This window comes from Haloechinothrix salitolerans (genome assembly GCF_042662605.1).
Lineage (GTDB): Bacteria > Actinomycetota > Actinomycetes > Mycobacteriales > Pseudonocardiaceae > Haloechinothrix_A > Haloechinothrix_A salitolerans.
The window spans coordinates 3,036,063-3,062,771 of sequence record NZ_JBHSXX010000001.1 but is presented as its reverse complement, the minus strand read 5'-3'; the positions used below and the strand labels follow the sequence as shown (position 1 = coordinate 3,062,771).

Sequence of the window (26,709 nt, the reverse complement as noted above, 5' to 3'; positions counted from 1 at the left end):
GGAACTCGCGTCCGGTGCCGCGGGTGCGCTTACACGTTACGGCGGTACTGGCCGCCGACCTCGAAGAACGCTTCGGTGATCTGCTCGAGTGAGCAGACCCTCGCGGCGTCCATCAGCACGTCGAAGACGTTCTCACCGCTGGTGGCCGCCTCCCGCAGCCGCGCGAGCGCCTGCCGAGCGTCGGTGGCGTTGCGCTGCTGGAACTCGCTGAGCCGCTTGAGCTGCGACTGCTTTTCGTCCTCTGTCGCCCTGGCCAGCTCGACCTCGGTGACCTCGTCCTCGTCACCCTTCGGCGGCAGGAAGGTGTTGACGCCGATGATCGGCAGCTCGCCGGTGTGCTTGAGCCGCTCGTAGAGCATCGACTCGTCCTGGATCTTGCCCCGCTGGTAGCCGGTTTCCATCGCGCCGAGCACGCCGCCACGTTCCGAGATGCGCTCGAACTCGGCCAGCACCGCCTCCTCGACGAGGTCGGTCAGCTCGTCGACGATGAACGAGCCCTGCAGCGGGTTCTCGTTCTTGGAAAGGCCCCACTCCTTGTTGATCACCATTTGGATCGCCATGGCGCGGCGCACCGACGACTCGGTCGGCGTGGTGATCGCCTCGTCGTAGGCGTTGGTGTGCAGCGAGTTCGCGTTGTCGTAGAGCGCGCACAGCGCCTGCAACGTCGTGCGGATGTCGTTGAAGCTCATCTCCTGCGCATGCAGGGAGCGGCCCGACGTCTGCACGTGGTACTTCAGCTTCTGCGAGCGCTCGTTCGCGCCGTAGCGCTCCCGCATGGCGACCGCCCAGATCCGCCGGGCGACGCGGCCGATCACGGTGTACTCGGCGTCCATGCCGTTGGAGAAGAAGAACGACAGGTTCGGCGCGAAGTCATCGATGTCCATACCGCGCGCCAGGTAGGACTCCACGTAGGTGAAACCGTTGGCCAGCGTGAACGCCAACTGTGTGATCGGGTTCGCCCCTGCCTCGGCGATGTGGTACCCCGAGATCGACACCGAGTAGAAGTTGCGCACGCCGTGCTGGATGAACCACTCCTGGATGTCGGACATCATGCGCAGCGAGAACTCGGTGGAGAAGATGCAGGTGTTCTGGCCTTGGTCCTCCTTGAGGATGTCGGCCTGCACCGTGCCACGCACGTTGCGCAGCGCCCATTCCCGCAGCTCGGCGGCCTCCGGCTCGGATGGCTCGCGCCCGTGCTCATCGCGGAATTTCGCGAACTGCTGGTCGATCGCGGTGTTGAGGAAGAACGCCAGGATCGTCGGCGCTGGGCCATTGATCGTCATGGACACCGACGTCGTGGGCGAGCACAGGTCGAAGCCGTCGTAGAGAACTTCCATGTCCTCCAGCGTCGCGATGGACACGCCCGAGGTGCCGATCTTGCCGTAGACGTCGGGACGGGTGCCGGGATCGTGACCGTACAGGGTCACCGAGTCGAACGCCGTGGACAGTCGCTTGGCCTCGGAATCGGCGGAGAGGTACTTGAACCGGCGGTTGGTGCGGAACGGATCGCCTTCCCCGGCGAACATCCGCGCGGGGTCCTCGCCCTCCCGCTTGAACGGGAACACGCCAGCCGTGTACGGGAAGTAGCCGGGCAGGTTCTCGCGACGCAGGAACGAAAGCAGTTCGCCCCGATCGGTGTAGCGCGGCAGCGCCACCCTCGCGATACGGCTGCCGGACAGCGTGTCCCGCCAGAGCTGGGTGTGCAACTCCTTGTCGCGGATCTGGACCACGAGCTCGTCGGCGCGGTACGACTCGGCACGCTCCGGCCACTCGTCGAGCAAGCGGATGGACTCGTCGTCCACCTCGGACTTCGCTCGCTCAAGCAGTCGTTCGATGTCTCCGGTATCGGCGTCGTCGGCGGCGAGCGCGTCACGGGCGGCGGTGAGCTGATCCGCCTTACGTACGGCGTCGACCTGCTGCCGGGTGCGTTCGTGGTAGTCGCGCACCGTCTCCGCGATCTCGGCGAGGTAGCGCGCCTTCGACGTCGGGATGATCGTGCTCGCGCCGGTGGAGACCTTGGTGTCCACGGCGGGTAGTACGCCGGTCGATACCGACAGGCCCGCGTCGGCGAGCATGTCGCGGAGGAACTGGTACAGCGCGGTGACACCGTCGTCGTTGAACCGGGCGGCGCTGGTGCCGTAGACCGGCATGTCCTCCGGCGACGCACCGAACTCCTCGCGGTTGCGCACGAGCTGGCGGGAGACGTCGCGGCGCGCGTCCTCGGCGCCCCTGCGCTCGAACTTGTTGATCGCGACGGCGTCGGCGAAGTCGAGCATGTCGATTTTCTCCAGCTGCGACGCCGCGCCGAACTCCGGTGTCATGACGTACAGCGAGCGGTCGACGTGGTCGACGATACCCGCGTCACCCTGACCGATGCCGGGGGTCTCGACGATGACCAGGTCGAACCCGGCCGCCTTGCAGGCCTCGATCGCGCTCGGCAGCGCGGCGGGCACCTCGCCGGACTTGGTGCGGGTTGCCATGGAGCGGAAATAGACCGGCTCACCCTCGCCGAAACCTGGCCAGTGGCCGAGGCAGTTCATGCGGATGCGGTCACCGAGCAGCGCTCCCCCACCTCGGCGGCGACTCGGGTCGACTGCGATGACCGCGATCCGCAGCTTGTCCTCCTGGTCGAGCCGGAACCGCCGCACCAGCTCGTCGGTCAGCGACGACTTGCCGGAGCCGCCGGTGCCGGTGATGCCGAGGACCGGGACCGTCCTGCTCGCGGCGGTCGCCCTGATGGCCTCACGCCAGTCGTCGGGCAGCTCATCCTGCTCCAGCCGGGAGATGACCCTGGCGAGTGTGGGGATGTCGCCGGTGTGCAGCGCGTCGATCGAACCCTGCTCCCGCGCGGCAAGGTCCTCGTCGCACTCGCGGATCATCAGGTTGATCATCCCGGGAAGGCCGAGCTCCTGGCCGTCCTCCGGCGAGAAGATCCGGGCAACGCCGCGCGAGTGCAGCAGGTCGATCTCGTCACGGACGATGACGCCGCCACCGCCGCCGTAGACCTTGATGTGGCCCGCGCCGCGCTCGGCGAGCAGTTCGACGAGGTAGCTGAAGTACTCGACGTGCCCACCCTGGTACGCCGAGATCGCGACGCCGTTGACGTCCTCGGAGATCGCGGCGCGCACGACCTCGTCGACCGACCGGTTGTGGCCCAGGTGGATCACCTCGGCGCCCTGCGACTGGAGGATGCGCCGCATGATGTTGATGGACGCGTCGTGCCCGTCGAACAGGCTCGACGCTGTCACGAACCGTACCGGGTGTTCCGGCTGGTGGAGTTCGGTCATACCCCCAAAATACTAGGACTTCCAACTATTTGGAAAGTACGAGAGTGGTGTGATGGGCGCCACGGCGTCATTCAGCGCCCCGAGCCGGCTACGCCGTGCCGTCGCGACGAGCGACCCATTGCTGCATGGCGTACTCCACCATGGTGATCAAGGATTGCTTCACGGACTCCCGCTCCCGCGCGTCGCAGTGCACGATCGGCACCGACTCGTCGATGGCAAGGGCGTCCCGCACGTCCTCGACGCGGTGGGGCTGCCTGCCGTCGAAGGCATTGAGTCCCACGACGTACGGCAGGCCCCTGTCCTCGAAGAAGTCGACCGGGGCGAACGAGTCCGCGAGCCTACGGGTATCGGCGAGCACGACCGCCCCGATGGCACCGCGTACCAGGTCGTCCCACATGAACCAGAACCGCTGCTGCCCCGGCGTGCCGAACAGGTACAGGATGAGGTCCTCGTCGAGCGAGACCCGGCCGAAGTCCATCGCGACCGTCGTCGTGGCCTTGTTCGGCGTCGCGGCGAGGTCGTCTATGCCGGTACTCGCATCGGTCATCATCGCTTCGGTGGTCAGCGGGACGATTTCGGAGACCGAGCCAACGAACGTCGTCTTGCCCGCTCCGAAGCCACCGGCGACCACGATTTTGGCCGACGTCATGGTTGGCGTCGCCGCCTCCGGCTGCGTCAGCTGATCAGTTGGGTTACTCACGTTCTACAAAACCACTTTCGCTTCAGTGACGGCACAAACGGATAAGAAAACGACAGGGACGCTCACCGCGCGCGATGAGCGACCGCTATTTCTCTCACAGCCGACGGAGTCCACTCAGCACCCTTTCCATGAGCAACAAATGGGCCTCCGCGCCGTCCGCGCCGGAAACCGTGTTGTGCACGTTGACGAGACCGGCATCAGCCGCATCGCTCACCAAGACCCGCGCGACACCCAGCGGCATCCGCAGGTCGACCGCGATCTCAGCGACGGAACGGGGCGACGAGCACGCCTCGACGATCGAGCGCTGCTCGATGCGCATGGGGGCGGACTCGGAGAGCACACCGTTCTTCGCCGAAATCAAGGTCTCCAGCTCCAGAGCGTAGGAAGCTTTCGTTCGCCCGCCCGTGAGCATATAGGGACGAACAAGTGCTGTCTCGTCCTCCTGGTGCGAACGGTTACCACCTCCCGACGCGACGGCGCGCCCGGGAACCCGAGGCTGCCGCGCCGTGGCCTGCACGGGCAATTCGGCGTCCGCCGCGCCGACAGTGCTGCTATCGGACGTATCCACGACCACTGCCTCCTCCTGTGCTGCGAGATGCTCGGAATCATCGGGATCGGTCATCGGGCTCTTATGCCGAGGCACCGAGCAACGACGAGCCACCCGAACCCTGCAGCTGGGCACGGAGTTCCGGCGTGAGGATCTGACCCACCCGGTCGACGAGCAAGGTCATTTCGTAGGCCACCTGACCGATGTCGCAGTTCGGCGCCGCGAGCACGGCGAGACAGGAACCGTCACTGATCGACATCAGGATCATGATGCCGAGTTCCATCTCGACGACGGTCTCGTTGACGGCGCCCGCCTCGAAGCAGTGCGCGGCACCCTGGGTCAGGCTTACCAAGCCGGATGCCACCGCCGCGAGCTGGTCCGCGCGGTCGAGCGGCAACCGCGCCGACGACGTCAGCAACAGGCCGTCGGCCGAGACCACCACAGCGTGCGCGACACCCGGCACCCGTTCTGCGAAATCATTGACCAGCCAGCCGAACTGGTTCTGGGGTTGCGGCGAGGTCATTCACCCTCCATTTTCCTGCGACGTGCTCTCGCTCGATTGGTTCGTACTACCGCGCCCACGGCGGACGCCTTGTTGGAAGCTGCTCAACCTGCCCCGCATCGCGTTGGGATCGCGATCCGGTTGCGGCGGTTTGACCGGCGCTGTCTTCGTCGTGGCCGTCGCGCTGCCCGGCAGCAGCTGAGCGCCACGACGTCTGCGGGGCAGACCGGACTGCGTGTAGTCGGGCGGAGGCGCCGCGGCCATCGCGCCCAAGTCCGAGAGCTCCTTGTCCCGAGAGAAGTCCCAGATGTCGGTCGCCGGTTCGTTGTCCTTGCTGGCCAGGGGGTCCGGCACCGGAGCGGTCGACTCCGCCGCCGACGGTTCCGGCGCCGTACCGTTGTCCGGCGCGGCCTGCTCGGCGGCATCGCCCGCGCCCTTCGGGGAACGGGTACTCGAATCGGTGCTCGTATTCGCGTCCTTCGCCGTGCCGTTTCCGGAGCCGGCGGCCGATGTCGTGGTCGCGCCGCCGCCGTTGCCCGTGGCCGCACCGCTCGGGGGTGCCGTGGCCGTACCGTTCGGCGACGTCGTCGCGTCGGACGACGGCACATCAGCCTCGTGCTTGCCCGGCGTTCCCTCCTGGGACGAGCCCGAGCCCTGCGTTTCGGGAGCGTTGTGCTTGCCGAGGCGATGCTTGCCGCGGTTGAGGCCACGCTGGAAGCTGCTGAGCCTGCCCCGGACGTCCTTCGGATCGCGGTCGGGCAGGTCCGCCCTGCCGAGTAGCGATCGGCTCGGCTTCTCGCTGGCCTGTTCGCCAGCCGCACTGCCGGGAAGCAGCCGCTCACCGCGTTGCCGCCTCGGCAACCCGGCCTCGGTGAAGCTGCTCGCCGAGGTCTTGTTGGCGATCTCCGCGACGGTGCGCCAGTTCTCGTCGGCCGCGAACGTCCACCGACCGCGCTGACCATCGCCCTCGGTACTCTGCTCCTTCTCGGCGGCATCGCCCGACGTGCGGAACCACACCGAGAGCATCTCGTCGAAGATCGGCGTCGTCTCCGACCGCGACGCGGCCGGTTCCTTCGGCGGCGCGGGCTCGGCGGCAGCGGCTTGCCACCAGTCGGACAGCGGCGAGGTGCCCGGCTTGAACAGCGCGCTACCGGAGGGCAGGTCCGAGTCGGCGTTCGCACGCGGTGCGGCACCGGACTTCCCGGCGCCATTGGTAGCGCCGTTCTTGCCAGCATCGCCGGCCGCGCCGCGCCGCGCGGCCTTCTTCGCGCTTCCATTGCCAGTGCCGTTCGCAGCGGTGCCGTTCCCGCCCCGGCTGCCGGTGCCGCTCGTACCGGTACTGTTCGCGGAACCCGGCACCCGGCGCGGCAGTTCGGTCGGGCCACCCCGGGGGGTTCGGCCTGGAGTGCGCACCGGCTCGTCACCGCCGGCGGTGATCGGCGTGAACAGCGCGGTCCCGGAGATCTCGACGTCGCTCTCCGGTTCGGATGGCGTCCCGTTGCTCGCCTGCTCTCGCGCGGCTGGCGTACCGGTGGGCGTCGAGTCGGTGATCATCGGGATCTCCGAGGTCAACGGCCCGCCGCCAGCACCGATGATCAGCTCGGCCGGGACCGTGACCGTGGCCGTGACACCCTCGGTGTCCCTGCTGCGATGCAACGTGACACCGAAACCGTGCTTGTTCGCCAGCCTGCCGACGACGAACAGGCCCATCCGGCGCGATGTCACCATCGTCATCTCCGACGCCTCACCCATGCGGGCATTGGCCTCGGCGAATTCGCTGTCGCTCATGCCGATGCCGTGGTCGACGACGTCGATGGTCATGGCGCCGCCGTTCGTCACCGATGTCGTCACGGTCACCTGCGTCTCGGGCGGTGAGAACGCCGTCGCGTTGTCGAGCAGTTCCGCGAGCAGCCGCATCAGGTCGCTCGCGGCATGGCCGACCACCTTGGTCGTCGGCGGGGACTGCACGACGACCCGCTGGTACTGCTCGATCTCGGAGACGGCGGCACGCAGCACGTCGGCGGTACTCACCGGCCGACCGGACCGCCTGCCGGTCTCCGCACCCGAGAGCATCATCAGGTTCTCGTTGTTGCGCCGCATCCGGGTGGCGAGGTGGTCGAGCTGGAAGAGCGTCGCGAGCTGGTCCGCGTCCTCCTCATCCCGTTCGAGCCGCTCGATCAGCTGCAACTGGCGCTGCACAAGGCTCTGGCTGCGTCGCGAAAGGTTGACGAACACGCCGCCGTAGGCGGTGCGCATGTTCGCCTGCTCCGCGGCGAGTCGCAGTGCTTGCTGGTGCACCGCGTCGAACGCCCGAGCCACCTCGCCGACCTCATCGGTCGCGGTCACCGGCACCGGCTCGATACTGGTGCTGGCGCCCGTGCCGTCCTGGATCCGCCGCACCGCCTCTGGCAGCCGTTCCTCGGCCACCGTCATCGCCGATGTCCGCAGTAACCGCAGCGAGTGCAGCAGCTGCCGGGTGATCACGATGACGACCAGCAGCGCGACCAGCAGCGCGAGCCCGAGCAGGACGGCGAGCACGACCACACCGGTCGTCGCGTCCGAGACGAGACCGTTCGACGTCGCGACCGCTGTCGCGGTGAGCCGGTCGGCGACCTGGCCGAGCTGGTCAGACACTCGTCCCGCGGCGTCCCGCCACTCGCGCGGCGACAGTTCGGCGATGGCTCGGTCGGAGGGAACCCCGAGCTCGCCGAGCACCGCCCGTACCGAGCGAGCCCGCGCCTGCGAACTGGGCTCGCTAATCGTGTTGTTGTACAGCTCGCGCTCCGCCGGGGCGGCGACCGCCATGAAATTGGCGAGCCGGTCCTCGATACGCACCTCCCAGGTGCGCACCAGCGTCAGCTCGGACGGCGCCAACGAGCCCCGTACCACCCCGAAACCGATCAGTGCCCGCTGCTTCGTCACCTCCTCGCGCGCGGCCTCCAGCTCGAGGATCGCGCGCGGCGTTCCACCGATCGCCTCGTCGCTGACCCGCGCCACCGATGCGCTCGCGAGCTGCAACAGCGCGTCGGTGATCGCGGAATACTCCTTGATCGCCTCAACCGGGCCGAGTTTGCCAGCGGAGACGTCCTCGCGGAGCGCGGGCAGCCGCTCGAGCACGGTCTCCGCCCTGGTCACCGCGTCGACGACGCCGTCGTCGTGCTCAACGGCACGGGTAGCCGTGCGGGTGACCGGGTCAATGGCGGCGTCGACATCCTCCCGTGCCTGTCGCAGCGCCTTGTTGGAGCCGCCAGCCTCGGTCAGCCTGGCCACGGTCTCGGTGCGTTCCCGCTGCACGGCGTTGAGCAGGCCACCGGCCTCGCCGGTGAGCACCATCAGGCTGTCGATCCGCTGGTAGCTGTCCGAACGCGCGATCTGGCTGGACAACGTCGACGCACCGAGCACGACCGCGATCACGAGTGGTACCAGCGTGACCGCCGCCAGCTTGACCGGCAGCTTCCAGTCACGCCATGCCAGCAGCTTGCCGAGCCACGACCGCCACGATGCGCCGCGTCCCGGCTCTTCGCCGAGCAACCGCTCGACGGGAACTTGTTGTTGGCCTGATCCGGTCACGTATGTGACTCCCTGTTCCACACGATCGACCCCAGTCAACGGTTCATGGTCTGGTCGGGATGGCAACATGCGAAACGCATGTTGCACTCATCTACCGGTTCGCGACACTGCCTCACTCGATCACCCAGTCCGTGGTCCACACACCGCACGGGCGACGTGCGGCGGTCCAGATCGACCGTGCCGGCACCAGCAGCCGCGAGACATCGTCCGCCGAACCTCCTTAGGCGCCGCTTGCCGTGAAGCACTTCGTCGAATCTGCCGGGAGAGCCTACACCCATTCGGTGATCTGAAAATTCACTCGACATTGCGGCGATGACCTGCGACGACGCCACGAAAATGCGCTAATGGAGAATCGCTATCAATTACCGCGTGCAACCCGGATTCATTCAGTGACGCCCGCATGAGTGAGCGTGGGAAGCAGAATCACCCACACAGAGCAATTATGTGATCTTTACACGCCCGGAGGGCTACCGAATGTGCTAGGAACCGATGTGATATGGGGAAATCTATGCACGATGATGTGGTCTCGTGTAACAGCTCTTAAGTCACACTGACGAGTGGAGGCCAGCGGCAGATGTGACTGCATCTTGCAGGCCACCCCGCCGGTAACAATCAGCGAAACCGCAGCTCAGCGGGGCGATTGATGTCGAAGTGTCCGATACGCCGTGCGTTCGGTGATCGCTCGGTGGAGTGGCGGCGGATTCAGTAGGCCGGGTGAGCCTGAACTCGGTGCGTGACCTTACGTTCAGCGAGGAACGACACGAACGGGACGCACCCGGCGAGCAACACGGCGGCGGTGCCCCACACGGTCCACCGCGCCTTGATCGCCAGATCGACGGCGAGCGCGACGTAGACCATATAGATCGCACCGTGGATCGGCGAGTAGATCGCGGACGGCGTCGGGTTGCCGAAGCCGTAACGGATGATCATGACGACGACGAGCACGAGCAGGGCGATGCCGGTCACGAAGGCGGCGACCCGGAAACGGCGCAGCGGCGGGCGCAGGGTGCCTTCACGGGTGGCGGCGGTGGTGTCGTGCTGCTCTGAGGTCGTCATGGTTCGGCTGGCCCTCTCAGGCGAGGCCGGAGCCCCGTCACGATGTCTGGTCACGCTGAGTGTGCTGATTCAGTTCAGCAAGGTAGCGGTTGTACTCCGCCAGGGCGTCGTCGGGTTCACTAGCCGTGTCAGCCGCCACGGGACGTCGCGGCGCGCGATACAGCCAGCGACCGCTCAGCCCCGACGTGGTGTCGGATCTGGTCGTGGCGGCCTCCGGCTCGGCGTCGGGTGGCTCGTCGACTGGCTCGGCGGCTAGCTGGCGAGGCGCCTGCCGGAGCTTGCGCATTCGCAGGAACACGAACGCGGGAAACAGGCCGAACAGCGGCCATTGCAGCACGTAGCCAAGATTCTGGACGCTCCCGCCTCCCGAGGAGTAGCGCTCCCACTGCCACCAGGCGAGCGCGCAGCACACGATCAGGCTCGCGGCCGAGACCGCGACGACACCAAACCGACGTGCGGCGAGAGACTGCAGCACTGACACACTTCGACGCTAGCACTCAGCCGCGCTGGTTGACGGCGCGCGCATAGTGATCCGCGAGACCGAACACCTTCTGGCCGTACTCGACGGACTGGTTGTAGGACCACAACCCCGCCCACCAGCCTTCGGCCGCGGACATGTCCCTGCCGCCAGCGCACAGGTAGCGCGCGGCGGCCAGCGCCGCGTCGTCGATCTGTTGCGGGTCCGCCACCCCGTCGCCGTTGCCGTCGGTGGCGTAGCTCGCCCATGTGGACGGGATGAACTGCATCGGCCCGACGGCGCGGTCCACCTCGGTGTCACCGTCGAGCTTGCCGCCATCGGTGTCGCTGATCGACTTGAAGCCTCCGGATCCGTTCAGCGGGACACCGATGATTGGTTTGGACGGCAGGCCGTTGGCCTGTAGCACCGCGCCACCGTAGCGGCCGTGATCGGATTCCACCCGGCCGATGCCCGCCAACGTCGCCCAGGACAGCCGGCACCCAGGATTGGTCTGCCGGGTGACGATCTCGGCGTTGCCGTAAGCGATCAACGCGCGTGCGGGAACCCCGATCACGGGGCTGGTGCGCTCCGCCCAGCCGGTGAGCGAGCCTCCGCCAGAACCTTGGGTTCCCGCGCCGCCGCTCGGTCGTTGCTTACGTTTTTTCGGCGAGTCCTTGAGCGAGGCGTTGACCGGCGTTACCGAACCAGGCTTCACATTGGCGGCCTGCACGGAGAGTGCCGGAATCTCCCGTGTGGTCGGGCTCGGTTCTAGCGCGGCGGCGTACGTCAGCCCCCACACCGCGCCGGCGGCGACACCGAGGACGCCGAGCACGGCGGCCAACCGAGCGCCCACGGCACGACCGCGGGCGTACCGTCGTCTCGGCTTGGACCGCCTACTCTCGTCATCCTCGCGCTCGGCTGAGTTACCCACCAAGAACTCGCCTCTCGTCGACACCGGCTCTCACTAGATACAACGCACCGCGATAACAGGTGTTACGCGCAGTTGTATCACGACAGTACCGACGTGCGGGTGAAACGATTGTGACGCGACTCGCGGATCGCTCAGCTCGCGGCGTCGCGACGAGCCCGTGCCAGCCGTGCGACGCACCACGCGGCGGCACTGCCTCTGCGAAGGTGCTCCAGCACCGTGTACGGGCCAAGGTGGACGCTGAGGTCGCTGGGTGACAGACCGGCGGCACGGTACTCCAGCGCCCGCTGGTCCAGCGGGCTGAGACCGGCATCCCACCACTCCTCGGCTTCGGCGACACCGCCGACCATGCGCCACCACCGCGCGGCGGCGGCGAGCAGTTCGTCGGGAACGCCGGGCAGCCGCTTGCGCATCGCGGCGATGTACGAAGCGTCGGATGAATCGGTGATGTCAAGGGAGGACCAGTCCTGCGCCCAGTCCTGTGAGTCGTCACTGCTGCGTTGACCTGGTATTCCTGGCGTCGCCGGGACGTCTGCCAGCCACTCGGAGGCTATGCGGTTGATCTCGACGTCCTCCGCGGTTTGCGCTCGCTCCTCCGACCACTGCCGGATCAACTCGTCTACGCCAGGATCATGGGTCATGTCCGTCTCCCTACGGGTATGCAGTCATAGAGTCGGGGCCGTACCGCTTCATGATCGGGGCCTGCGATCGCCAGGGCCGACTGCCGTCTCTCTGACGGTGCAGAACCAACCGGTCACTTAATGTGAGCACCGTAGGGTGCGTTCCCACCGGTACGCCAGACCTCAAGTCGTCGAATTCCGCTGACCTGGGCGTTCCCCTTACCAATCCACCCGGACGGCCCAATCTTGCGCCCGCATTGTGGGACAGATCACATGCGGCTGCACGTGCATCCGTGCAGCTCAAGGCAACAATCGGCGACTAACGACCACAGAGAGCGTTGACACGGCAGGCGTGACTCAGGTCACGCCAGCTTCGCGGCGCCCACCCGCGCCACCAACAAAAGAAAACTACGGGGAGAACAACGCGCGAACGAACGTAACGATCGCTTCCGCTCCGTCCCGGAACCACCCAAGAACTTCGTGTACCGCGTCCGCGGACTCGTACGGCTTGGTGATGAGGAAGAACAGCACGATTGCGACAGCGCCGACAATGGCGGCCTTCTTGGCGTTCGGCGTCATGGCTCCATCCGATCAGCGATCACAAGGCCGCGCACTTCGGCCCGCTTTCCGTGTCCGGCTCGAGCCTAGAGTAAATGTCGATCAACTCGGCGCCAGCGGCCACGCGTGCCGCGCGGGCAGCGCCGCGAGTCCCGACTTGTGGTGCCGCGAGTCCCCGCTTCAAGGCTACGAGCCCCGGCAACGCGGCCGGCGTTGCCGGGGCACCCGACCGTGCACGCGCGGATCGATTACGCGATCACACCAGCCTCGCGCAGACGACCAACCTCACCCTCGGCCATGCCGAGTTCGGACAGCACCTCGTCGGTGTCGGCCGCCGTCTCGTGCGGCGGTGTCGGCGTAGCGGCGGGCGTGCGGTCGAACTTCGGCGCTGGCGACGGCAGCGTCACCCCACCGACGTCGACGAACGAGTCGCGCGCCGCGTTCTGCGGGTGCGAGGGGGCCTCCTCGGTGGAAAGCACCGGAGTGATGCAAGCATCAGTGCCTTCCGCCTTGGCGACCAGTTCGTCGCGGGTGTACTTGGCGATCTCAGTCGTCAGGATCTCCCGCAGCCTGGGCCACTGCGACATGTCGAAGTGGTGCTGGGGCAGCTCCGCGTCGTCCAGTTCGAGCACCTTCACCAGGTCAGCCCAGAACCGCGTCTCGAGCGCACCCACCGCCACGTACCTGCCGTCCTTGCACTCGTAGGTGTCATAGAACGGCGCGCCGCCGTCGAGGAGGTTGGTACCGCGCTCCCCCGACCAGGCACCGCTGGCCTTGAGCCCATAGAGGCTCGTCGCCAGCAGCGCGGACCCTTCCACCATCGACGCGTCGACGACCTGCCCCTTGCCGGAGCTGGTTCGTTCGTACAGGGCCGCGAGGATGCCCATCGCCAACAGCATGCCGCCACCGCCGTAGTCCGCCACCAGGTTCATCGGCGGCACCGGGCGATCTCCCGCACGGCCGATCGCCTCCAGCGCGCCAGACAGGCCGACGTAGTTGATGTCGTGCCCCGCGCGCTGCGCCATCGGACCGTCCTGGCCCCAACCGGTGATCCGGCCGTAGATCAAGCGCGGGTTGCGGGCGTGGCAGTCGGCGGGCCCGAGCCCCATACGCTCGGTCACACCGGGCCGGAAGCCCTCCACGAGCACGTCGACCTGTTCGACAAGCTTGAGTACCAGCTCGACGCCGTCGGGCTGCTTGGTGTCGACACCGATGGACCGGCGGCTACGGCGCAACGGGTCGTTCTCGAAACCGATCACGTCGGCGCCAGGCTTGGCCCGGTCCACCCGAATGACGTCAGCCCCAAGGTCAGCCAGCACCGTACAGGCGAAGGGGCCCGGGGCGAGCCCGGCAAGTTCCACCACCCGCAGTCCGCTCAGCGGCCCTGCTCCCATGTTGTGTCCTCTCGGTTACGAAGAAGTGCGATGAATTAGGGTCTAGCGAAGAAACGGCGACAGCCAGGTAGACGTGACCCCCGTCACCGAGTTGGCCTACCTCACAGGCTGCGCGCGATGATCTCCTTCATGATCTCGTTGGTGCCACCGAAGATCCGGGTCACCCTGACGTCGGCCCAGGCGCGCGCGATGGGGTACTCGTTCATGTAGCCGTAGCCGCCGAACAGCTGCAGGCACTCGTCGACGACGCGGTTGATCCGGTCCGTCGTCCACAGCTTGATCATCGCGGCGCTCTGCACGTCCAGCTCACCCTTGAGGTGTCGCTCGACGCACTGGTCCAGAAACGCCCTGCTCGCCGCGGCTTCCGTTGCCGCCTCGGCGAGCTTGAACTTGGTGTTCTGGAAACCGAAGATCGGCCTGCCGAACGCGGTGCGTTCCTTCGTGTACTCCAGGGTCTGGTTGACGGCGGCCTCCATGCCCGCGACCGCGGTGACGGCGATGATCAGCCGCTCCTGCGGGAGCTGCTGCATGAGCTGGATGAAGCCCTGGCCCTCGGCGTCACCGAGCAGGTTCGCGGCGGGCACACGGACGTCGTCGAAGAACAGCTCCGAGGTGTCCTGGCCCTTCATGCCGATCTTGTCCAGCACGCGGCCGCGCCGGAAGCCTTCCGACGACGTCGGCACGCCGAACAGCGACACCCCGGCCGCTCCCGCGTCCGGGTCCGTCTTCGCCGCCACGATGACGAAGTCGGCCTGGGCGCCGTTGGTGATGAAGGTCTTAGAGCCGTTGAGCACGTACTCGTCCCCGTCGCGAACCGCACGCGTCTTGATGCCCTGCAGGTCGGACCCGGTGCCGGGCTCGGTCATCGCGATGGCACCAACCCACTCGCCGCTGACCAACTTGGGCAGCCATTCTCGCTTCTTCTCGTCAGCGGCGTAGGCGAGCACGTAGTGGTTCACGATGCCGCTGTGCACCGACACTCCCCACGCGCTGTCCCCAGAGCGTGACTGCTCCTCGAGCAGCACGGCCTCGTGCGCGAACGTGCCGCCGCCTCCGCCGTACTCCTCCGGGATCGACAACCCGAGCAACCCGACGTCGCCAGCCTTGCGCCACAGGTCGCGGTCGACCTCTTTCTGCTGTGCCCAGCGCTCCTGGTTCGGCGTCAGCTCCTTCTGGCAGAAGGTGCGCGCGAGTTCGCGGAACTCTTCGATGTCGGAGTCACTCCACGAACTCGTGGGCAGTTGCAGCGGCATGAGTCCTCCTGCTGGAAAACATTCCAATCGGCATGTAAGTTCTACCTGGAATGTACAGCCCGCCGCCCGGTGGAACAAGCACAGGAACACGCACGGACCGAGGGAGATCAGGTGACGGCGACCCGGCCGACCGAGACCGACGCACTCGCGCGGACCCGCGATCGCGGGCATCGCACCCAGGCGGAGCGGCGCGAACGCACGCGCGCCGCGCTGCTCGATGCCACCATCGAGTGCCTCACCGAGCTCGGCTATGCCAGGACGTCCGTGCAGGAGATCTGCGCGAGGGCGGGCGTGTCGAAGGGCGCCCAGCAGCATCACTTCACCACCAAGGCGGAGCTGATGGCCGCCGCCGTCGAACATCTGACGAACCGGATCCAGGCCGAGATCCTCGCTGCGTCCGGCGAGCTACCGGAAGGCCCCAAGCTGGTCGAGCAGGGCATCGATCTGATCTGGCAGGGCTTCGCGGGCACGTTGTCCGCGGCGGTGATGGAACTGTGGGTGGCCGCGCGCACCGACGCCGAACTCGCAGCCGCCATCAAGCCGGTGGACAAGGCGCTCGGCCGCTCGACCCTGGAGCTCTTCCAGACGCTGGCGCCCGAGATGCCGAGGCGGACGTTGGACACGCTGTACTGGCTGACGGTGAACCTGACAAGGGGGCTCGCGCTGGACGCTCAGATCGGTGGCGACGCCACCCGCCGGAACCAGCTGCTGACCGAATGGAAACGCATCGCGCTGGCCGTGTATCGCGGCGACGTCGCGTGAGCGAGCGGTGGGCCGGTGCGACCCTCGCACCGCACCGGCCCACCCTCAAGGAGTGACCTCTACTAGCAGGGACGCCGTGGCGGCGCGGTCATGACGCCGGTCCGGGTCACCAGCCGAACGACGCCTTGGCCAGGCCGCGGCAGCGCGGGTAAGCTCAAGAAAAACCTACCGCTGAGTAACTGGAGTGTGTCGATGACGAGCGCAGCGCCGGGGAACACGTCGGAGCAGACCGGCCAGCAGGGCGGCAGCGGCAGCACGATCGGTGGCCTAACTGGCGCGCCCTCGGTGTCGCGGGCCAAGGAGCTCGTCGCGCGCGTCGTCGGCGGGAAGGACAACGCGCCCGTCGAGATGACCGCGCCGTTCACCGGCAAACCGATCGTCTCCCTGCCACAAGCGACCGACGCCGACGCGCGTGCGGTCTTCGACGAGGCACGGCGTGCACAACGTGCGTGGGCCAACACCAGCATCGCCGAGCGGCAACGGGTGTTGACCCGGCTGATGACACTCGTGCTCGACCGGCAGCAAGAAGGCCTCGATCTCGTCCAGGTGGAAGCGGGCAAGAGCAGGCTCGACGCCTTCGACGAGATCGCGGGCACCGCGCTGGCCGCCTCGTACTACGGCAAATACAGCGCGCGGGCGCTCGGCGTGAAGCGCAGGGCCGGGGTGTTCCCGGTGCTCACCAAAACCCAGGAACTGCGCCACCCGAAGGGCGTCGTCGGCATCATCTCGCCGTGGAACTACCCGCTCGCGCTGACCGGGCTGGACGTCCTGCCCGCGCTGGCGGCGGGCAACGCCGTGGTGCAGAAACCGGACAACCAGACCGCGCTGTCGGCGCTGTGGCTGCACGAACTCGCCGAGGAGGCCGGGCTGCCACGCGGCGTGTGGCAGATCGTGCTCGGCAGGGGCTCGGTCATCGGCGACGCCATCGTGGAGGAGTCCGACTACGTCGCGTTCACTGGCTCGACGGCGACCGGCAAGCGACTCGCCGGCAAGATCGCCGAGCGGCTGACCAGCTTCTCCCTTGAACTCGGCGGGAAAAACCCGATGATCGTGCTGCCAGACGCCAACGTCGAGAAGGCGGCGACCGGCGCGGTCGCGGCCTGCTTCTCCTCAGCGGGGCAATTGTGCGTCTCGGTGGAGCGGATCTACGTGCACGAGACGATTCGGGAGGACTTCGCCGCCGCGTTCGCCGCCAAGGCGAAGGAACTCACGCTGGGCGCGAAACTCGACTACTCGGCGGGCATGGGATCGCTGACCTCGGCGGACCAGCTCAAGACGATCACCGAGCACGTCGACGATGCCCGCGCCAAAGGCGCCACCGTCCTAGCGGGCGGCAGGGCGCGACCCGACATCGGCCCGTTGTTCTACGAGCCGACCGTGCTCACCGACGTCACCCCGGACATGACGCCGTTCGCCGAGGAGACCTTCGGACCCGTGGTGTCGATCTATGGTTACAGCGACATCGATGACGCCGTACAACGCGCGAACGACACCGTGTACGGCCTGAACGCCAGTGTCTGGGGCTCCAACGGCGCGCACGCGCGTGAGGTCGCCGCACGCATCAAGGCGGGCACGGTGAACGTCAACGAGGGTTTCGCCGCCAGCTTCGGCTCCATCGACGCCCCGATGGGCGGCATGGGCGACTCCGGCGTCGGCAGGCGCAACGGCGCGGAGGGCATCCTCCGGTTCACCGAGGTGCAGACCGTGGCCACCCAGCGCGGACTGAAGCTGCGGCCGTTCAAGGGCATGCCGCCCCGGCTGTGGGCACGGTCGCTGACAACGGGGATCAAGGCGCTGCGGCATCTGCCTCGGTAGGGGTGAGCAGTCCCCGGTCGTAGGCGATGGCGACGGCTTCGGCTCGCCTGCTCGCGCCGAGCTTCGCCATCGCGCGCGACAGGTGCACGCTGACCGTCTTCTCACTGATGTAGAGGTCGGCGCCGATCTCCCGATTGGTGCTGCCCAGCGCGACCCGTTCCAGCACAGCGTGCTCCCGCTCGGTCAGCGGGTGACCGTCGGCGCCTGGCACCGGTCGATGACGCCGTGGTCCGAGCCGCGCCCTGCGGGCGAGCGCGCGCACCTGGGTCAGCAGTGGACGCGCGCCAAGACGGTCGGCAACCGCGTCCGCTTCGGCGAGCCGCGCCGCGGCTTCGGTGTGCGGATCGCCATGGGCGCCCGCACTCGCGTCCCCGCTACTGGGGGCACCGCCGAGCGTCGCTGAACGCAGCAGCGCCTCGGCATAGCGCCACTGGCACATCGCCCGCTCGTAGACGGCGCCATAGTCGAACGCGTCGACAGCGCGCCGCCACAGCTCGATGTCCGGCGTGCCGTGCAGCCAGCTGGCCTCCGCATCGGCCCGCGCGAGCCACGCCACGCCTTCCCTACCGAGCGTGGCGCCCCTGGTCTGACCGTGTTCCGCGCGGTCCCTGGCCTGACCGAGCAATCGTTCGCCAGCGGTGACGGCGTTCGCCTCGGCGGCGACGTCGCCGTTCCTTCGCGCCCCCTCGGCGGCCCGTGCGGCCGCCGAGATGCCGAGCGCGGCGAGCCGCACCCCGGCGAGCAGACACGGTTCGAACTCATCAAGCCACGTCAGCGCCTGCTCGGCCGCCTCGATCGCGACGTCGTACTCACCGCACCAGCTCGCCAGCTCCGTTCGCGCGGCCCCCGCCTCGCGCGCGATACCGATATCAGCCTGCCAGTGCTCGCGAAGCTCATCGATGCTGGTCCGCGCCTCGTCGAATCGACCGGTCGCCACCAGCAGGTTGACCGTGGCCGCACGCATGCGCATCGCGGCGAGGCTCGGCGCGCCGTGCTCGACGACGTCGAGCTCGCGCGGCCATTCTCCGGTGACGTAGCGCAGGTGCAGGGCGTGCGCACGGAGCTGCAAGCCATACCCGCTCGACCGCAGCCCCAGCTCGGCGGCGCGGGCGGCACCCGCGTCATACACCGCGAGCGCCTCGGCATACTCGGCCGCGTCGTCGTGGGTCAGCGCCAGCGAGAACCAGGCCCGCAGCTCGACCGCGAGCGCGCCCGCGGTGACGGCCTTGTCCTTCGCCTCCCGTAGCAGCTCGCGCGCCCGGCGCACATCATTCTTGCGTTCGGTGAGCACCGCGAGCGTGCACAGCGCGTCGGCTTCCGCGCCGAGGACGTCGGTGGCCCGCGCGTCGTCGATAGCGGCCAGCGCGCTGCGTTCGGCGCCGTCGAAGTCGTTGAACGCCCGCTGCAGCATCGCGCGCGTGGCGAGTACCCAGGCACGCTCCCTGCTCGGTGGCGCATCCGCGACGAATCGCCATGCCGTCTCGATCGCCGTCGGGGATTCGCGCTCCGTTCCTGTCATGCTCAGCGCGAGCGCCAGACGGCGCCAGACGGCGGCGGCGCGTTCCGGGCCGACCCGCTCCCCGGCCGGGCCGTTGAGCAACTCGACCGCGGAGCGCGCGTAGCTCACCGCGCGGTCCGCTTCCCCCGCGAGACCGGCGAAAAACGAAGCACGCCCCAGCAACCGCAATTCGTCCACATCGGATGGCCGCTCAGCTGCGGGCACCGCGTCCCAGATGCGCAATGCCTGCTCGATTCCGCGCAACGCGGCGGACGGCGCTCCTCTGCCCTGCGCCTCGGATGCCGCGCGCAGCGATGCGGCAAGCGCCGTGGGAAGGTCGTTGCTCTCCAGGCTGTGGTAGGCGAGCAACGCGGCCTGACGCGCACCGGTCCTGCCGACCAGCCGCCGCGCGTAGGCGGCGTGGATGCGGACCCGCTCGCCTGGGAGCAAGTCCGCCTGCACGGCCTCGCGCAGCAGCGCGTGCCGGAACCGGTGGAACGTGCCGTCGACGACGAGCACGTTATGCCGCACCGCCTCGCGCAGCGCCTCCTCCAACTCTTCCTCGCCGAGCTCCGCGACATCGGCGAGCGCCCGATGGCTCGCGCCGCCGTCCGCGAGCGAGGCGATCCGCACCACCCGCTGCGTGGTGGGCGCCAATCGGGCCAGCCGGGCATGCAGCACATCGGCGAGGGCGTCCGGGATCCCGTCGCACTCGAGGCAGGAGGACAGCAGTTCCTCCAAGAAGAACGGGTTGCCCTCGCCCCTGCTGATGATCCGCGCGAGAAGGCGAGGTTCGATCGGCTGGGTCGCCAACGCCGCGACGAACTCACGGGCGGTGGACTCGTCGAGCGGCTCGACGTCGAGATGCTCGACGGCGGGCACCCGCCGCAGCTGGGTAAGCGTCGAGCGCAGTGCGTGTCCCCTACCGACGTCGTCCGCGCGGTAGCTGGCGAGCACGAGTAGCCGCTGCCCTGCCGCCCTGGACAGTAGGAACGACAACAAGTCGCGTGTGGAGCCGTCCGCCCAGTGCAGGTCCTCGATGACCAGCACGACGGTGCGGTGCTCCGCGAGATCGGCGAGCAGGCCGAGCACCGCCTCGAACGCCTGCAGCTGGCCGATGTCGCGTTCCGGACCGCTGCGACCGGGCACTTCATGGGTCAAGGCGGCGGCGTGCCGGTCCGCGCTCGGCGCGGCGCTGCCGGCGAGTTGCGGCAGCACCCTGCCGAGCGCCGGCCTACTCCGCACCGCGGCGACGGCGTCCTCGTCGCGGGTCACAGGTGCGAGCGCCTCCGCGAAGGCGAGATACGGCAGCTCGTGCTCGGCGAGGTCGAGGCAGCGGCCGATGAGCACCAGCGCCCCCTCGGCGCGGGCCTCGTCGATGACGGTGGAGATCAACCGGGTCTTACCGACCCCAGCTTCGCCCGCGAGCAGCACACCGCGCGCCGAACCCGCGGCCGCGGTGGCGAGGGCGGCACGGAGCCGATCGAGTTCGGCGCGGCGACCGATCAGCGACTTTTGCGTGCCCTCCCTCGACATGCCGACATACTACGGCGGGCCGCCGACAGTATCCGCCGCTGCCGGGCGCGCTTGGCCTCGTCGCGGTAACGGTTGCTGCGGTAGTCGACCTCGGCGATCAAGACGAATTGATCGGCGTACGGACTCATGGGGCCTCCTTCGGACCGTGGTGCCGGTGCCGACGGTGTGTCGGTCACGGTGTCCACGGTCGTCCTGAGGCCCCGTGCGCCACATTGGGCGATCACGTCGCCCTGGCCCGGGGGCGGCACCCCTTACCCGGCTTACCCTCCGTTCACCTCGGGTAAGGGCTGCCGCCGGTGTGGTCAGCGCAGGTCGAGCGCACCGGTGCGTGCCGCACGCAGCATCTCGTGCCACTGCGCGGTCTCGACCCGGATCACGCCGCCTTCCCGGTGCTTGGAGTCACGCACCAACGGTGCCGCGTCGACGAACCCCACCTCGACGCAGTCGTTGCCGCCACCGCTGTAGCTGCTCGTGCGCCACTCGACGGCGCGTTCGTGGTCCCTGCTGAGCACCAAATTCCACTCCTTACTTGTCATCTTCTCTCTTCGCCGCCGCTCTCGGCGGTAGCGGCGAGCCGTGCGATCAGATCGGTCGAGTCGTCCGGTTTGAGCGCCGCCGCACGCAGGTGATCGAACATCAGCGAGTACCGCCGGACGTCGGCGGGCAACTCGAGGTAAGCCCCGCTTGTCGTGCTGTCCACATAGACGACGTCGGGATCAGCTTGTTCCGGGAAGCCAAGGATGAGGAAGGGACCCTCCATGCCGGGATGCGCGCCAGCCGTGAACGGCACCACCTGGATCGTCACGTGCGGCAACGCCGCCATGGTCAGTAACCGTTCGAACTGCTCTGCCATGACATCGCGACCGCCAACGGTGCGGTGCAGCACCGCCTCGTCGATCACCGCCCAGTACTCCGGCGGGGCGGGGTCGGTCAGCAGCCGCTGCCGTTGCATGCGCGCGGTGACCCTGCGCTCGATCTCCTGCTCGTCGGCGTCCGGTCGCATCGCCCTGATCACCGCGTGCGCGTACCGCTCCGTCTGCAGCAACCCTGGCACCAGCAACGCCTGAAACGCCAGCAGCGAGCTCGCGTCGGCCTCCAGCCCGACGAACGCGCCGGTGAAGACCTCGCTGTAGGCGTGCCACCAGCCTCTGGTGCGCGCCTCGCGGGACAGCTGCACCAGCGCTTCCCTGTCGTCACCGCTGACGCCGTACAGCTCGAGTATGTCCCTGACGTCGCGCGGCGTGACGCCGACGTGCCCCGTCTCGATCCTACTGATCTTCGACGCCGAGCACTCCAGCTTCTCGCTCACATCATCGATGGTCAGGTCGGCGGCCTCTCGTAGCCGCCGGAGCTCACTGGCGAGCCTGCGGCGGCGAACCGTCGGCCCTCGGCCCCGTGACACGGACACACCTCCTGCCGTGCTGCGTGTGCTCTTGCATCTGCATGTGGCATCTAATCAGCTCGCCGGGATTCCCGCGCCCGCACCACCCGATCCTGGATTGATTACGATCCGGACTCGAATGTGCAAGTTGCAAATCGCACGGCTACACTGACACTGAGCACCTGCTCCAGCGCGGCGCCGTACGCGACGTTCGCTGGGGCCGGACGACACCCTCCCCGGTTCCCCCTTCGTCGTTCGGTCAGGTGTACCGAGGCCGGGGCCACCAGGTCCCGGCCTCGGTGTGTATCTGACGCCTCGCGTCGCCGGTACCCGCGTGTTCAGCCAACCCGGCCAGATCAGCTCTCGGCGTCGGTGTCGGCGTCGTCACCGTCGTCCGAGTCGCTACCGAGCACCCGGAGCAGCCCCTCCTGCACGACCGTGGCGATCAGCGTGCCGTCACGGGCGAAGAACCGTCCCGTCGCCAATCCGCGCGCGCCGGACGCGGTGGGCGATTCGGTGTCGTAGAGGAACCACTCGTCGGCGCGAAACGGCCGATGGAACCACAGCGCGTGGTCCAGGCTGGCGCCGAGCACCTTGTCCATGTTCCAGTACACGCCGTGCCGCGCGAGCAGCGAGTCGAGCAGCGTCAGGTCGGAGGCGTAGGTCAGCACACACACGTGCAGCAACTCGTCGTCCGGCAGCGTGCCATTGCCCCGCATCCACACCTGGTTGGCGCCGGCCCTGCCGCCGACCGACCGCGTCACCCATGGCGGGTCGTTGACGTAGCGCAGGTCGATCGGGCGCTTGCGGGCATAGTCGACCATCTCGTCACCAAACTCGGCGAACCGTTCCGGCAGCGTTGGTAACGACTCCGGCTCGGGCACATCGGGCATCGGCGTGGTGTGACTGACGCCGTCCTCCTGCTTCTGGAACGATGCCGCCAGCGAGAAGATCGCCTTGCCGTGCTGAACGGCGACCACCCTGCGTGTGGTGAACGAGCGGCCATCGCGAATGCGATCCACCTGGTAGACGATCGGCACGCGCGGGTCGCCGCCCCGGATGAAGTAGGCGTGCAGCGAGTGCACGTGTCGCTCGGCGGGCACGGTCCTGCCCGCGGCGACCAGCGCCTGACCCGCGACCTGCCCACCGAACACCCGCATCGGGGAGTCAGGCGGAGAGACGCCCCGGAAGATGTTCTCCTCGATCTTCTCTAGGTCGAGCAGGGTCACGAGCCGGTCGAGCGAGGCCTGTCCCTCCGAAGGTTCCGCATCGATCACGCGTGGTCTTCCTCGCCGAGCCGGTGCACCCGGATGAGGTTGGTCGAGCCGACCGTGCCGGGAGGCGACCCCGCGACCACGACAACCAGGTCACCCGGCTGATAACGCCCCATGCTCAACATGGCGTGGTCGACCTGGCGCACCATCGCGTCAGTCGAGTCAACCGCCTCCACGATCCGCGCCGTGGTGCCCCAACTCAGCGCGAGCTGCGAGCGCACGCTCTCCAACGGCGTGAACGCCAGCAGCGGCAGCCGGGTGTGCAACCGAGCCAGCCTGCGCACGGTGTCACCGGACTGCGTGAACGCGACGAGCGCCTTGGCGTTGAGTCGTTCACCGATGTCGCGGGCGGCGTAGGAGATCACGCCGCGCTTGGTGCGGGGTACGTGGCTCAGCGGTGGCACGGCGGTGGACTCCGCCTCGACCGCCGTCACGATCCGACTCATCGTCTCGACCGTCTCGATGGGATACCGGCCGACGCTGGTCTCGCCGGAGAGCATCACGGCATCCGCGCCGTCCAGCACCGCGTTCGCCACGTCGGATGCCTCAGCGCGGGTCGGCCGGGAATTGCCGATCATGGAATCGAGCATCTGGGTGGCGACGATCACCGGCTTGGCGTTCTCGCGAGCGATCTGGATGGCCCGCTTCTGCACCAGCGGCACCTGCTCCAGCGGCAACTCGACGCCGAGGTCGCCGCGCGCGACCATGATGCCGTCGAAAGCGAGGACGATCGCTTCCAGATTGGCGATCGCCTCTGGCTTCTCCAGCTTCGCGATGACCGGCACCCTGCCCTTGCCCGCACGATCCATCACCTGGTGCACCAGGTCGATATCGGCAGGCGAGCGCACGAACGACAGCGCGACGAAGTCCACGCCGAGCTGCATGGCGAACTCGAGGTCGGCCATGTCCTTGTCGGACAGCGCGGGCACCGAAACGTCCATGCCCGGCAGCGAGACACCCTTGTTGTCGCTGACCGGACCACCCTCGATGACCTCGCAGACGACGTCGGGACCGTCGACTCGCAGCACCGACATCGCGACCTTGCCGTCGTCGACGAGCAGCCGGTCACCCGGTTTGGCGTCGTCGGCGAGGCCCTTGTAGGTAGTCGACACCCTGTCGTGTGTGCCCGCGACCTCCTCGACGGTGATCCGGACGACATCGCCGGTGCGCCACTCGGTCGGCCCGGTGGCGAAGGTGCCGAGGCGGATCTTGGGGCCCTGCAGGTCGGCCAAGATGCCGACCGGGGTGTCCGTTTCGGCCGCCGTGTGCCTGATCAGGTCGTAGACCTGCTTGTGGTCCTGGTGGGAACCATGACTGAAGTTCAAGCGCGCGACGTTCATGCCGGCGCGAACCAGGTCACCCACCTTCTCCGAGGTCGCCGTGGCAGGGCCGAGGGTGCATACGATCTTCGCTCGTCGCGTCACGTCAACACAGCCTAGCCGACACCCCAGTCCGAACTGAACCGATCCCGAGATCGTTTCGGTCACGGTTCCGGTACCAGTCAGTGCACGACGCGGTTCACCAAGGTAACGCGCGCTCAGTCGAGGATGAGCGGCACGACGGGAGCGCGTTTGTCCGACAGCGGAATCTGATAGCGCTGCGCCAGGTAGGCCGCGATGTCGTGAAACAGCGGTGCGGCGGAATGACCGAGCGGCAGCGTGGTGTCGGGGGCGTCCAGCCGGATCGCCACGACGAAACGCGGGTCGTCGGCGGGCAGCACCCCCGCGAAGGTGATGTTGTACTTAGACTGCGAGTAGGCGCCGGTCACCGGGTTGACCTGCTGGGCGGTACCGGTCTTACCCGCGATCTGATAGCCCTCGACCGCCGCGGGCGGCGCGGTGCCGTCGTTCTGGTAGCCAGGGGCGTCCTGGGTGGTGGCGCGCAGCATCCGCAGCACCTGATCCGCCGTGCGCTCACTGACGACCCGAACCCGATCCGGCGCGGGTTCCGGCACTCGCGTGCCATCCTCGCGCACGGTGGCGGCGACGATACGGGGCTCGACCCGCTCACCTCCGTTGGCGATCGCCTGGTACATGCCTGCCAGCTGCACCACGGTCATCGACAGCCCCTGCCCGATAGGCAGGTTGCCGAATGTCGAACCGGACCATTGGTTGCGCGGCGGCACTCTGCCGGGGCTCTCACCAGGCAGCCCGATGCCGGTGCGCTCCCCGAGGCCGAACTTCTTCGCGACGTCCAGCCAGCGGTCTTCGCCGACCCGTTGGGCCAGCTTCAGCGTGCCCACATTGGACGACTTCGCGAACACGCCAGTCGTCGTGAACGGCAACGTTCCGTGTGGCCAGGCGTCATTGATCGTGCGGTCGGCGACGGTGATCCGCCCGGGCACCATGATCCGCGAACGTGGCGTCGTCACGCCGTACTCCAGCGCGGCGGCCGCGGTGATGACCTTGTTCACCGACCCAGGCTCGAACGGCGTGGTCACCGCCTGGTTGTTCAGCTCTTCATCGGAGGCCGAGGAGATATTGTCCGGATCGAACGTGGCGTCATTGGCCAGCGCGTACACCTCGCCGGTCGCGACGTCCATGATCACCGCGCTGCCGCCGTTCGCGTTGGTGCGCGAGACATAGTCGGACAGCCGCCGTTGCAGCTCGTACTGCACATCGGACTCGATGGTCAGCACCAGATCGGAACCGGTCACGGCGGACCGCAGTTCCTTCGCCGTGCCGGGGATCGGAATGTCGTCGCCTTCGCCGGTGTCGACCAGCCGTCTGCCTGGCCTGCCGACGAGGCTGTTGTCCCGTGCGCTCTCAAGGCCGATCAGGCCGTGGATGTTGTGCTTGGAACGATCCGGTGAGTCCATGCGCCAGTTCGCGAACCCAACGATGTTCGACGCCAACCGCCCGCCGGGGTACTCGCGCAGGGCGCGCTGCTCCTGCGCGATCTCGGGATACTTCGCGGTGATGTCGTTCGCGACCGACGGCTCGACGTTGTCCACGAGGAAGGTGAACGGGCCCGGCTTGCGGAACCTGGCCAGCAGGTCCTCCTCCGTGGTCAGCTCGGGCAGCTTACGCGCCATGTACCGGGAGATCTCGATGATGCGCGACTCGAAATCCTTGCCGGACTCAGGATGCTTCCGCGCGTACTCCGCCCACTGCGCACGCATGGCGCGCAGGTTCACCTGCAAGGTGCGCGTCTCCACGCTGAACGCGAGCTTGGTGCCGTTGCGGTCGACGATGTCGCCTCGCTTGGCCGGGATCTCGATGATGGTCTCGCGCTGCCGTTCCGCCCGCTGCGACAACGCCTCCGCCTGAAACGCCTGGAGATAGACCAGCTTCAACCCAGCCAGGCTGAGCACCGTCACCAGAATCAGCGCGGCTGTGGTGTAGCGGTTGCGAGGCCAGCGCAGCACACCCCGCAGCCGGTCGCGCAACCTGGTGCGCCCCCGCGGTCGCCGCTGCCGCGTGACCCGTGTGCTCCGCACCGGGCCACGGGACGCGGCAGCGCGCGACGAAGTCACGGCGCGGGATGCCGCGGCGCCGCGCGGGCGCGCCCGTGCGGCGGGCGCCCCGCGCCGTGCGGCGGCACCACGCTGTCGCCGACTGCTGGCCATCGC

At 68.0% G+C, this 26,709-nt stretch carries 21 protein-coding genes; 2 read left to right on the top strand and 19 right to left on the bottom strand.

The genetic code is table 11. From position 1 onward, the window contains the following. Positions 1 to 29: 29 nt before the first annotated feature. The 12 genes from icmF to ACFQGD_RS14435 form a co-directional block, all read right to left on the bottom strand. Entirely contained in the window at positions 30 to 3,287 is a 3,258-nt protein-coding gene (gene icmF / locus ACFQGD_RS14490) for a fused isobutyryl-CoA mutase/GTPase IcmF (RefSeq protein ID WP_345398430.1), read from the bottom strand. Positions 3,288 to 3,375: 88 nt separating this feature from the next. Beyond that, positions 3,376 to 3,936, bottom strand: a complete 561-nt coding sequence (locus tag ACFQGD_RS14485) for a GTP-binding protein (protein ID WP_345398798.1) — start codon at positions 3,934 to 3,936, stop codon at positions 3,376 to 3,378. 145 nt (positions 3,937 to 4,081) lie between these two features. Further along, positions 4,082 to 4,555 carry a DUF742 domain-containing protein gene (locus tag ACFQGD_RS14480; RefSeq protein WP_345398427.1) on the bottom strand — a complete coding sequence of 158 codons (474 nt, stop codon included), beginning with the start codon at positions 4,553 to 4,555 and terminating at the stop codon, positions 4,082 to 4,084. A 61-nt stretch (positions 4,556 to 4,616) separates the two neighbouring features. Then, on the bottom strand, positions 4,617 to 5,057 hold the full coding sequence (locus ACFQGD_RS14475) for a roadblock/LC7 domain-containing protein (RefSeq protein ID WP_345398424.1): 441 nt from the start codon (positions 5,055 to 5,057) through the stop codon (positions 4,617 to 4,619). Continuing rightward, positions 5,058 to 8,606 carry a sensor histidine kinase gene (locus ACFQGD_RS14470; protein WP_345398421.1) on the bottom strand — a complete coding sequence of 1,183 codons (3,549 nt, stop codon included), beginning with the start codon at positions 8,604 to 8,606 and terminating at the stop codon, positions 5,058 to 5,060. Between the two features lie 702 nt (positions 8,607 to 9,308). Next, the gene (locus ACFQGD_RS14465; protein WP_345398418.1) at positions 9,309 to 9,662 is read right to left on the bottom strand and encodes a DUF3817 domain-containing protein; all 354 of its coding nucleotides are present in this window, start codon (positions 9,660 to 9,662) and stop codon (positions 9,309 to 9,311) included. A gap of 37 nt (positions 9,663 to 9,699) precedes the next feature. Next, positions 9,700 to 10,143, bottom strand: coding sequence for a transcriptional regulator (locus ACFQGD_RS14460; RefSeq protein ID WP_345398415.1), 444 nt, complete (start codon positions 10,141 to 10,143; stop codon positions 9,700 to 9,702). A gap of 16 nt (positions 10,144 to 10,159) precedes the next feature. After that, positions 10,160 to 11,053 (bottom strand): lytic transglycosylase domain-containing protein, encoded by an 894-nt coding sequence (locus tag ACFQGD_RS14455; RefSeq protein WP_390183619.1) that lies wholly within the window; start codon positions 11,051 to 11,053, stop codon positions 10,160 to 10,162. A gap of 128 nt (positions 11,054 to 11,181) precedes the next feature. Beyond that, a complete protein-coding gene (locus ACFQGD_RS14450) occupies positions 11,182 to 11,688 on the bottom strand; it encodes a helix-turn-helix transcriptional regulator (RefSeq protein ID WP_345398410.1) in 507 nt (168 codons plus the stop codon). Between the two features lie 387 nt (positions 11,689 to 12,075). Beyond that, positions 12,076 to 12,246, bottom strand: coding sequence for a hypothetical protein (locus tag ACFQGD_RS14445; RefSeq protein WP_345398407.1), 171 nt, complete (start codon positions 12,244 to 12,246; stop codon positions 12,076 to 12,078). 227 nt (positions 12,247 to 12,473) lie between these two features. After that, complete coding sequence (locus tag ACFQGD_RS14440; protein WP_345398404.1) at positions 12,474 to 13,619, bottom strand: CaiB/BaiF CoA transferase family protein; 1,146 nt, start codon at positions 13,617 to 13,619, stop codon at positions 12,474 to 12,476. Between the two features lie 101 nt (positions 13,620 to 13,720). Further along, on the bottom strand, positions 13,721 to 14,872 hold the full coding sequence (locus tag ACFQGD_RS14435; protein WP_345398401.1) for an acyl-CoA dehydrogenase family protein: 1,152 nt from the start codon (positions 14,870 to 14,872) through the stop codon (positions 13,721 to 13,723). Positions 14,873 to 14,983: 111 nt separating this feature from the next. Between ACFQGD_RS14435 and ACFQGD_RS14430 the strand changes: the two genes are divergently transcribed. Together ACFQGD_RS14430 and ACFQGD_RS14425 are read left to right on the top strand one after the other, a co-directional pair. Further along, entirely contained in the window at positions 14,984 to 15,634 is a 651-nt protein-coding gene (locus ACFQGD_RS14430; protein ID WP_345398398.1) for a TetR/AcrR family transcriptional regulator, read from the top strand. A gap of 192 nt (positions 15,635 to 15,826) precedes the next feature. Further along, entirely contained in the window at positions 15,827 to 17,449 is a 1,623-nt protein-coding gene (locus ACFQGD_RS14425) for a succinic semialdehyde dehydrogenase (RefSeq protein WP_345398395.1), read from the top strand. On the opposite strand, the gene ACFQGD_RS14420 is transcribed toward ACFQGD_RS14425, so the two are convergent. The 7 genes from ACFQGD_RS14420 to ACFQGD_RS14390 all read right to left on the bottom strand — a co-directional run bounded on the left by ACFQGD_RS14420 (position 17,421) and on the right by ACFQGD_RS14390 (position 26,706). Next, on the bottom strand, positions 17,421 to 20,483 hold the full coding sequence (locus ACFQGD_RS14420) for a helix-turn-helix transcriptional regulator (protein ID WP_345398392.1): 3,063 nt from the start codon (positions 20,481 to 20,483) through the stop codon (positions 17,421 to 17,423). The genes ACFQGD_RS14425 and ACFQGD_RS14420 overlap by 29 nt on opposite strands. Beyond that, positions 20,453 to 20,611, bottom strand: a complete 159-nt coding sequence (locus tag ACFQGD_RS14415; protein ID WP_345398389.1) for a hypothetical protein — start codon at positions 20,609 to 20,611, stop codon at positions 20,453 to 20,455. The genes ACFQGD_RS14420 and ACFQGD_RS14415 overlap by 31 nt, the downstream gene beginning before the upstream one ends. A gap of 174 nt (positions 20,612 to 20,785) precedes the next feature. Further along, positions 20,786 to 21,019, bottom strand: coding sequence for a DUF397 domain-containing protein (locus ACFQGD_RS14410; protein WP_345398386.1), 234 nt, complete (start codon positions 21,017 to 21,019; stop codon positions 20,786 to 20,788). Next, a complete protein-coding gene (locus ACFQGD_RS14405; protein ID WP_345398383.1) occupies positions 21,016 to 21,885 on the bottom strand; it encodes a helix-turn-helix domain-containing protein in 870 nt (289 codons plus the stop codon). Before ACFQGD_RS14405 ends, ACFQGD_RS14410 begins: the two co-directional genes overlap by 4 nt. Positions 21,886 to 22,220: 335 nt before the next feature. Next, a complete protein-coding gene (tesB, locus tag ACFQGD_RS14400) occupies positions 22,221 to 23,141 on the bottom strand; it encodes an acyl-CoA thioesterase II (protein ID WP_345398380.1) in 921 nt (306 codons plus the stop codon). After that, entirely contained in the window at positions 23,138 to 24,562 is a 1,425-nt protein-coding gene (gene pyk / locus ACFQGD_RS14395; protein WP_345398377.1) for a pyruvate kinase, read from the bottom strand. The genes tesB and pyk overlap by 4 nt, the downstream gene beginning before the upstream one ends. Positions 24,563 to 24,675: 113 nt before the next feature. Then, complete coding sequence (locus ACFQGD_RS14390; protein WP_390183613.1) at positions 24,676 to 26,706, bottom strand: peptidoglycan D,D-transpeptidase FtsI family protein; 2,031 nt, start codon at positions 26,704 to 26,706, stop codon at positions 24,676 to 24,678. Positions 26,707 to 26,709: the final 3 nt, after the last annotated feature.